The following is an 8,216-nucleotide window of genomic DNA, read 5'->3' on the forward strand; positions in this document are numbered from 1 at the left end:
ATCCTCGCTGCCGCGAATCGGACGCGGGCTTTTTTCGTGTTTCGTGAAACGAAAGGTCATTCCGCAAGTTGGCTTCCCAAAGGAGGAACCCAATGAAAAAGGATGGCGATGGCCGAGTCGAAAAGGGCAATCAGCAATTGCTTGCCCGACGTCTGTCTGAAGAAGTCGGTATTTCAGAGCCGGATGCGCGCGGTCTGATCAAGCTTATCGGCACGGATTGGAATTCGCTGCTTCGTGAAGCCCGATTTCTGAAAGAGAGGCACTAGAACGCTTCTGCCGGTCACATGATCTCGACTGAAAATATTATTGCTCTCGCGGCGGTAGTTTCTGGGCTCCGCCGGCTGTGAGCGAAGAACATGCTTCCGCCCCAACGGAGGGTGTCATGACTGCTCCCGCTACCACGCGCTTTCAGGCTGTTGAGCCGCGCACCTTATGGCTGGATCAGCTCATTGCCAGAACAGGACCGTCCAAGGGAACTGCTGCAGGTGGCGCCTGGGCCAGATGCCAAGGAAACATTGGCTGTTTCGAATAGTTGAGTTCTGCTGGGGTATTGTCACTGGCATCCGACGAAGGCTAGTGGGTCATACCTCGGCCGGGCCGCGCTATTGGTCCCTCCATGGCACGGCCTTCTTGGGAGAAGAGATTGACCCGTGGGTACGGGTTGGCTCACGCGCGACTGTGCCGCGTAGCGTCGCAGGCGGACCGAAGCGATGGCGCGATGAAGAGGCGCAGGCCAACCGCCGTTGATCTTCAGGCCGTAAGCCCGGCCCCACACCTCAAACGTTGAAGCCGTTCGCTCGGCATTCCACGCCGTGCGTGGTGCCCGTCAGAGGCGTGAGCCTTGACCGTGGGGTCATCTGCAGTGACTGGCAAAGGTAAGATCATTCGAGCCGGCGCCGTATCCCTCCATACAGCTTGCGGCTTGCTCAACTGCGACTGATTTATGCCGATCGTCGGCGCGTTGCGATGGCACCTCGCAGGAAGGGTCTGCGCGGATAACCGGCTCCAGATCGTGGGGGAAGTTCGGCGCATGGACAGGCAGTGCTTCGGCCGAATTGTCGCCCTTTTGAGCCATCGCTGGAAGGATTTCAGCGATCTCGACCAGGATTTCCTTGACCAGATGTCTCATCTGCGCGCCCGCCCTGCGGCCCCTTGCTATGGCGATCAAACTTGCTGACGTAGCCAATGTTCCCGCTTGAGCTGAATGGCGCGCGCTCTGCCGGCAAAGATCGACGGAGCGGCTTGACGCGACGGGCCGCGTCCCTCTCGCCTGCATGATCGATATTGGAAAGTCGAAATTTGAACGGACTGTTGCCTGCCTTCGTCGGAGCGTTGGATGATCCGATCACGGCATGTGCCTGACCCCCGACTTGCCGCGCGCAGCTTCTTCCCTGGCTGCTCTCTGCCTCTGACGGGGTCGACGGGAACAAAGGCTCGATCATCCGGTTTGGAACCATCCCGTTAAGCACAGGACGAAAGTGCAGCGTGGCGGATGAGATACGGCAGCCGGATTGCTCATGGCTGCTTCGATCTGCATTCGGCAGCCGAGACTGAGCCCAAATGCCTGCAGGAGACTTCGTATGAGCGAAGCACGACACAGCGAAGGCAATGAGGTGACTTCGATTGCGGGCACGTCGCCCTTCGCCAGTTTTTTCATGGCTGGCTTTGAGTGCTCGTCGCACCGGCGCAAGGACGGCGTCCGCCTCGATCTTATCCGTGCGACCTCGCACTATTTGCACGCCCTGGGCGACTACCGCGGTTGCGCCGAACTCGGTCTTCGTACCGTCCGCGACGGGTTGCGCTGGCACCTCATCGAAACCGCTCCTGGAAACTATGACTGGTCAAGCTGGACGCCGATGGTCGAAGCAGCGCAATCGGCAGGTGTCCAGGTCATCTGGGACATCTTCCACTACGGATGTCCAGACCACGTTGATCAAGGGTCGATGCATTTCATCGATGCCTATGCCTCGTTCGCTGCAGAAGCTGTGAGGGTTCATCGTTCAATCGCCGGTACAGCGCCTTTGTTGTGCCCGATCAACGAAATCTCGTTTTTCGCCTGGGCTGTTGAGGTTGGCTATTTCCCGCGCGTTGGCCCGAAGAAGCGGGGATGGTTCAAGAGGCACCTCGTGAGAGCTGCAATAGCTGGCGTTCGCGCGATGCGCGAGGTCGATCCCGCTTGCAGATTTGTCTGGGCCGAGCCGCTTATCCACATTGCCCCTCGCGACCGAACGCGGACCGAACGGCGTCGGGCCGAAAATGCCCGTCTCGGACAGTTCGAAGCTTACGACATGCTGCTGGGCCGGGCAGAGCCTGAGTTGGGGGGCAGCGACGATGTTGTCGATGTCGTTGGCCTGAATTTCTACCCGCACAATCAGTGGTACCTCAACGGGCCGACGATTCCCATGGGGCACCACGAGTACCGTGCCCTATCCGAGATGCTGATCGAGGTCGCGCATCGATATGGCAAGTCGATGTTCATCGCCGAGACCGGCTCCGAGGGATCAGGCGGGGCGGCGTGGCTCCATTATGTCTGCGACGAGGTGCGTGCCGCAATTGACCTCGAAGCGCCGATCGAAGGTATTTGCCTATACCCGATAACCGCCTATCCGGGCTGGGACAATTCGCGGCATGCGGAGGTGGGATTGTTTTCGGTCGTCCAGGCGGACGGCAGTCGGCACGTCCGCAAGCCCATCGCGGAGGAATTGGCCCGCCAGCGAGCTTTGTTCGCGGCGAACCTGACGCGTTAATACATGAGCGGCACGAGGGATGTTGCGAGCGCCTGTCGGCGCCGCCTTGCCACGCTCGATGCTCCCAGGTACGTCCGGGTGGGCGAGCTACAGCGCCCCTTCGGCCAACGACGCCTTCCCCGCGCTCGCCCATTCCGGGACGCTCTTCTGGATGCGGGCGAAGGTTGCCAGGGCCTGCCCGACCACCTGATCCATGTTGTAGTAGCGGTAGGTTGCCAGTCGACCGACAAACCACACGTCGGGACAGGTTGCGCCAAGCGCTTCGTAGCGCTTGAAGAGCTCTTCGTTTTCGGCCCGCGGCACCGGATAGTACGGGTCCCCGATATCGGTGGGATATTCGTAGGTCAGACTGGTCCGCGCGTTCTGCTGGCCGGTCAGATGTTTGTACTCGGTGATGCGGGTGTAATCTTCCGTCTGGGGATAGTTGACGACGGCAACCGGCTGAAACTGCTCTTGGTCGAGGGTGACGTGCTCGAAGCGGAGCGAACGATAAGGAAGACGCCCCAGCTGCCAGCCGAAGTACTCGTCGATCGGGCCGGTATAGATCAGGCGGTTGAACGGTATCTCGTCACGAATTTCGCGGAAGTCGGTCTGCAGCATGATCTTGATGTTCGGATGGTCGAGCATGCGCTCGAACATCCTCGTGTATCCGCCGGCAGGCATCTTCTGGAAGCTGTCGCTGAAATATCGGTCATCGCGGTTGGTCCTGGTCGGCACTCGTGCCGTCACCGATTTGCTCAGCTGGTTCGGATCGACGCCCCATTGCTTTCTGGTGTAGCCACGGAAGAATTTTTCGTAGAGTTCGCGTCCCACGGTGCTGACGACAACATCCTCGGCCGTTCGCACGTCCTCTACCGTTTCGCGTCGCGACGCGAAGAACTCCTCCAACTGTGCAGAATTCAGTTCGAGGCCATAAAGGCGGTTTATCGTGTCGAGATTGATCGGGATGGGGAGCAGTATCCCATCCACCGCCGCCAGAACCCTATGCTCGTATGTGCGCCATTGGGTGAACTGCGAGAGGTAGTCCACGATCGACTGGCTGTTGGTGTGAAAAATATGTGGCCCATAGCGGTGGATGAGGATGCCGGCTTCATTATAGCAATCATAGGCGTTGCCGCCGACATGGCTGCGGCGATCGACCAAGAGAACGCTTTCATGACGCTGCGAGGCTATTCTTTCGGCAAGCACGCTGCCGGCAAACCCCGCGCCGACGATCAGCCAATCGAACATGGCTATGCGCTCCTGCGCAACGGGACGACCTTCTTGCGTCGGTAGGCGCCCTCAATGTGAGCGGCCATGGCCGTCCATGTTCTTTCCCACGACATGTCAGCCAGATAGGCATCGACTTGCGGCAGCAGCATCTCACGCGGTCGCAAAAGCATGGAGCGCAGCTTGCTCTCCAAGTCGTCACTGTCGGCGATTTCCACCAGTCCAGCAGCGCCGTAGCTGCGCACGACGTCAACGATCGCCGTCGAGATTACGGGCAGGCCCGCAGCCAGGAACTCTGGCGTCTTGGTTGGGCTGATGAACCGGGTCGCCTCGTTGAGTGCAAACGGCATCCAGCCGGCATCCCAATGGCGCAGATAATCGGGCAGGTCGCAGTAGGCCTTGGCACCCAACCAATGCAGGTTGTCGGCCTTCGGCAGGATTGCAGGATCGATTTTGACCACGGGGCCAATCATGACGAAATGCACGTCCGGCATCGTCCGCGCCGCTAGCGCCACGAGTCCGGCGTCCAGCCGCTCGTCGATGACGCCGAAATACCCCACCCTCGGGTGAGGAATGCCGGCCTGATCGGCTGGGTCCTTTCCTGGCAGCCTTGCCTTGTGAAAGTGTTTCACGTCGATGCTGCTCGGAAAGGGGTAAATAGCCTGATGCAGGCGGCGCTTGGTCTCGAACAGGCTCAGGCCACCGGTGAAAACGAGATCGGCGCGGCGCAGAAGTGCCTTTTCCATCTGCGCCAGTTCGGGCGGCGCATTCTTGAAAGCGGAGAGTTCGTCCATGCAGTCGTAGACGCATATGTCTGGGTCAAGAAACTCCGTGAAGCGGAGAGCCATCGGCGTGTAATACCAGGCGATCAGCCGGCTGTGCGGCATAGAAGCTATGATCTGCTGAACAAACCTCCGCTGCACGGCATCTGATTTCGCGGCCGACGCGCCGAGCGGCAGCACTGGTGTCACGATCAGGATGTTTGGCGATGCCTCGCTCGTCCGCATCTGCGGCTGTGGCAGTTCTTCGAAAACAGGCTCCTCAAAGTAGACCACTCTCTGCTGCTCGGATGCGAGGGTGAGGATATGCTGCGGCCGTTGATGAACGAAATTCCATCGCAAGTGGGAGAAGCAAACCAGTAGATTTTCCCTGCCAGTGTGTTTACTGGCGGATACCCTGCCCAAGGCTGCTTCCATTGAGATGTTCCTTCCCGTAATCTTTAGTTTATGTTACGACTAACATTTGTTAAGCGCGGATCGAGGAGAAATAGACTTCGATGCCAGCTCCTAACTTTCCAGCGCGTGAGTTGTTCCAAGGTGAAGTGAAGAGCTCTCGGTCACCGCTCGGATCACGAATGCGACCATATTTCCGCGAAGCTGAGAACGCCCGCCGCGCATCGCCGGGCTTTGAAAGCGTGAGCGACGGGGGAATGTCGGTGGAGAACGGACCTGCCGTATTTGCGTTGAAGTCGCTGGCTATAAAATGCGCAGGACATCAAGTTGATTCGCCCGCATCGCTGGCGAGTCCGTGCCAGGCGAATTCCGGGGCTGATATGAAGATCGACTTTGCGACCAACGTTTTTCCGCTGTTTCATCCGCAAAGCGTGGATGACCTCAAGGACCCTTGCCCCGTCTTTGATGGCAGCCTGTGGCACGTCTTCGGCTCGAGCGGCACGGTGACCACCGAAACGTGGACGATACTGCACGCCACGGCGCCGGACCTTTATGGGCCGTGGACCGAGCATCAGTCGATCGAGCTTCCAATCAATGGGAGTGGTGTTGCGGCTCCGGGGGTCATCCACGAAAGCGGCGTCTTTCACATGTTCATCCAGACCGAGTTCATGAAGTCTGGCGGCCGCTGCGAGCATGCGGTTTCCAATGACGGGTTCCAGTGGGTGGTTCTTAGCCCCGCCATCCTCGCGATCCCGGACACGGAGGAAGATGGCATTTACGATCCGCATCCCGCACTTATTGGCGGCAAGCGCTACCTCGTCTATTCCGCCATGCCAAAATTCACCAGGGTGCCGCAGCCCGACATCTATCTCGCACGCAGCCAATCCGACTCATGGTTCGGTCCCTGGAAGCGGATCGGCAAGATCCTCGACCACAATGATGTGCCTCACCACAACACGAGAGAGGATCCCGACTATGAATGGGGCATTGAGGGCGCACAACTGGTCGAATTGCCGGACGGTCGCGTGCTTCTCAATGCCACTTGCTTTCTGCCCAATGGCCTTCGCGGGAACCGGCAACGCGTGTTTTTTGCCATCGCGGATAACGTTGCTGGACCTTACGTCTCGATCGGCCCGGTGCTGGAACCAGGCCAGCCGGGAGAGAACGGCCACTCGACAGTGATGATCGAAGGCAGCCAGCTTTCACTGTTTTATCAGAGCCGGGTCGCCACGACTGATCATCGGTGGCGCTACGGCTTGGCCAGATGTGACGTCGCTCTGCTTTCCAGGGTCGCGTGATCCGGTCGGCGCCACTCGTAGCGACTGCATCAACGAACTGGACGGCTCGCATTGCGAATAAGCGTCCGTGGCTCGAGACATTCCCGCGGAAAACTGCCGGAATTAAGTGTTCCTCGCACGGAACAATGCATCAGAGCTGAGGTTCGGCTGACTTCCAACCAGGAGTCAGCCATGTATTACACCGACAAGAAATTGCAGTACCCGGTTCGTGTGGAAACGCCCAATCCAGTCTTTGCCCGTGCCTTGCAGCAGGCCATCGGCGGAGTAGAAGGCGAGATCCGCGTGGCCTTGCAGTATTTCTTCCAGGCATGGGGATGCCGCGGGCCGGCCAAATACCGCGACCTGTTGTTGAACACGGCGACCGAGGAGCTCGGCCATATCGAAATGCTGGCGACTGCGGTCGCCCTCAATCTTGAGGGTGCACCACTTTCGCTGCAGGAGGACATCTCGTCGGACACGGTCGGCGGCTCGGTCCTCAACGGGATGAACTTCCGCCATATCTTGTCGACCGGCCTGGCCGCACTGCCTGAAAACGCCAACGGCGTTCCCTTCAATGCTTCGCATGTCTATGCCAGCGGCAATCTTGCCGCGGATATGGTCGCAAACGTCACCGCGGAAGGAAGCGGCCGCGTGCTTGCGACCCGCCTGTACAACATGACCAGCGATCCCGGCATGAAGGACATGCTGTCCTTCCTTATTGCGCGCGACACCATGCACCAACAGCAGTGGCTCGCGGCAATCGAAGATATGGGCGGACTGAACGCGTCTCTGCCGGTCCCCAACTCCTTCCCGCAGGAAAAGGAGCATCAGGACGTATCCTATGCCTTCATCAATTGCTTCGTCGAAGGTGTCGAACCAGCGCAGGGTCGTTGGAGCGAAGGACCGTCGATGGACGGCAAGGGCGAGTTCTCCCTGGTCGCCGGTTCGCCAATGGGCGAGGAGCCCATGCTGTCGCCGCCTCGGCCAAGTTCCGGCGCCCAGAGCGAGCAGATGATCGACAGGCGGGCAGCCGAATAGGCAAAGATAGCAATGCCGGAGGCAGCCGGCACTCGGCTGTCTCCTGCTAGCGGCTCCTGCGGAGTCGGGCGCACCCGGTGGTACCGAGCAACTGGCGCTCCGCACGAGGGATAGCGCGACCCATTGGTGACTGGTGCGTGCCTGACGAAGCTCTCCATTTCCGCTTCGACATAAATGCTTCACCTAGGGAACATCGCCGGCTCCGCGAAGTTGGACAGCCACGGAGGACGTGCACATGAACAGTGTCATCTATCTTATCGGCGTTATCGTTGTCGTGCTGGCGGTCCTCTCCTTCCTCGGTCTTCACTAGGTGGCCCCATGCAGCATGAAAACGATCAGGGCGGACAGCCCACCGATTTCGACAAGGCGAAAAGCGACGTTTCCGAAAGGCTTCGCCAGGAAAATGAGCGTGCCAGCGAGTTGCTTCACGACGCGCGTGACACGGTCACCCGCAAGGCTGGCGACTATGCATCTGAAGCCAGGGAGGTCATCTCCGACAAGGCGCAGGAAGCGCAGCGCGACATCGGATCGACTCTGGCGGCGCTGGGCGGCGCACTGCGCGCGGCCAGTGATCACCTGGCCAACAACGATGAAAGGAACGCATCGAAGTTCGCATTGGATGCTGCCGGTGGCTTGGAGCGGCTTTCATCGTCATTGAAACAGAAGCCGTTCGGCCAGGTCCTGGAGGACGTGCAGTCCTTTGGCCGGCAAAATCCCGGTGTCCTGCTTGCCGGATCGGTATTGGCCGGATTGGCTCTCGGGCGGTTCATCAA

General features: G+C 59.5%; 8 protein-coding genes. 5 read left to right on the plus strand and 3 right to left on the minus strand.

Features of this window, described 5'->3' with window-relative positions; genetic code table 11:
- Positions 1–92: 92 nt before the first annotated feature.
- Positions 93–266, plus strand: a complete 174-nt coding sequence (locus EN914_RS15780) for a hypothetical protein (RefSeq protein ID WP_013525125.1) — start codon at positions 93–95, stop codon at positions 264–266.
- A gap of 587 nt (positions 267–853) precedes the next feature.
- On the opposite strand, the gene EN914_RS15785 is transcribed toward EN914_RS15780, so the two are convergent.
- On the minus strand, positions 854–1,129 hold the full coding sequence (locus tag EN914_RS15785) for a hypothetical protein (protein ID WP_081714367.1): 276 nt from the start codon (positions 1,127–1,129) through the stop codon (positions 854–856).
- Between the two features lie 451 nt (positions 1,130–1,580).
- On the opposite strand from EN914_RS15785, the gene EN914_RS15790 reads away from it, so the two are divergent.
- Positions 1,581–2,747 carry a beta-glucosidase gene (locus tag EN914_RS15790; protein ID WP_013525128.1) on the plus strand — a complete coding sequence of 389 codons (1,167 nt, stop codon included), beginning with the start codon at positions 1,581–1,583 and terminating at the stop codon, positions 2,745–2,747.
- An 87-nt stretch (positions 2,748–2,834) separates the two neighbouring features.
- Here the strand turns inward: EN914_RS15790 and glf are convergent, their stop codons facing one another.
- A complete protein-coding gene (gene glf, locus EN914_RS15795; protein WP_024504623.1) occupies positions 2,835–3,977 on the minus strand; it encodes a UDP-galactopyranose mutase in 1,143 nt (380 codons plus the stop codon).
- Between the two features lie 2 nt (positions 3,978–3,979).
- Positions 3,980–5,152, minus strand: coding sequence for a glycosyltransferase (locus EN914_RS15800; protein WP_024504622.1), 1,173 nt, complete (start codon positions 5,150–5,152; stop codon positions 3,980–3,982).
- 158 nt (positions 5,153–5,310) lie between these two features.
- On the opposite strand from EN914_RS15800, the gene EN914_RS15805 reads away from it, so the two are divergent.
- The 3 genes from EN914_RS15805 to EN914_RS15815 all read left to right on the plus strand — a co-directional run.
- The gene (locus EN914_RS15805) at positions 5,311–6,426 is read left to right on the plus strand and encodes a hypothetical protein (protein ID WP_164752036.1); all 1,116 of its coding nucleotides are present in this window, start codon (positions 5,311–5,313) and stop codon (positions 6,424–6,426) included.
- Positions 6,427–6,597: 171 nt separating this feature from the next.
- Positions 6,598–7,443 (plus strand): manganese catalase family protein, encoded by an 846-nt coding sequence (locus EN914_RS15810; protein WP_013525132.1) that lies wholly within the window; start codon positions 6,598–6,600, stop codon positions 7,441–7,443.
- A 318-nt stretch (positions 7,444–7,761) separates the two neighbouring features.
- Positions 7,762–8,216 (plus strand): hypothetical protein (locus EN914_RS15815; RefSeq protein WP_127389148.1); only part of this gene is annotated, 455 nt, incomplete at its 3' end.

Origin of the sequence: Mesorhizobium sp. M7A.F.Ca.CA.001.08.2.1 (genome assembly GCF_003998455.1) — a bacterium.
Lineage (GTDB): Bacteria > Pseudomonadota > Alphaproteobacteria > Rhizobiales > Rhizobiaceae > Mesorhizobium > Mesorhizobium ciceri.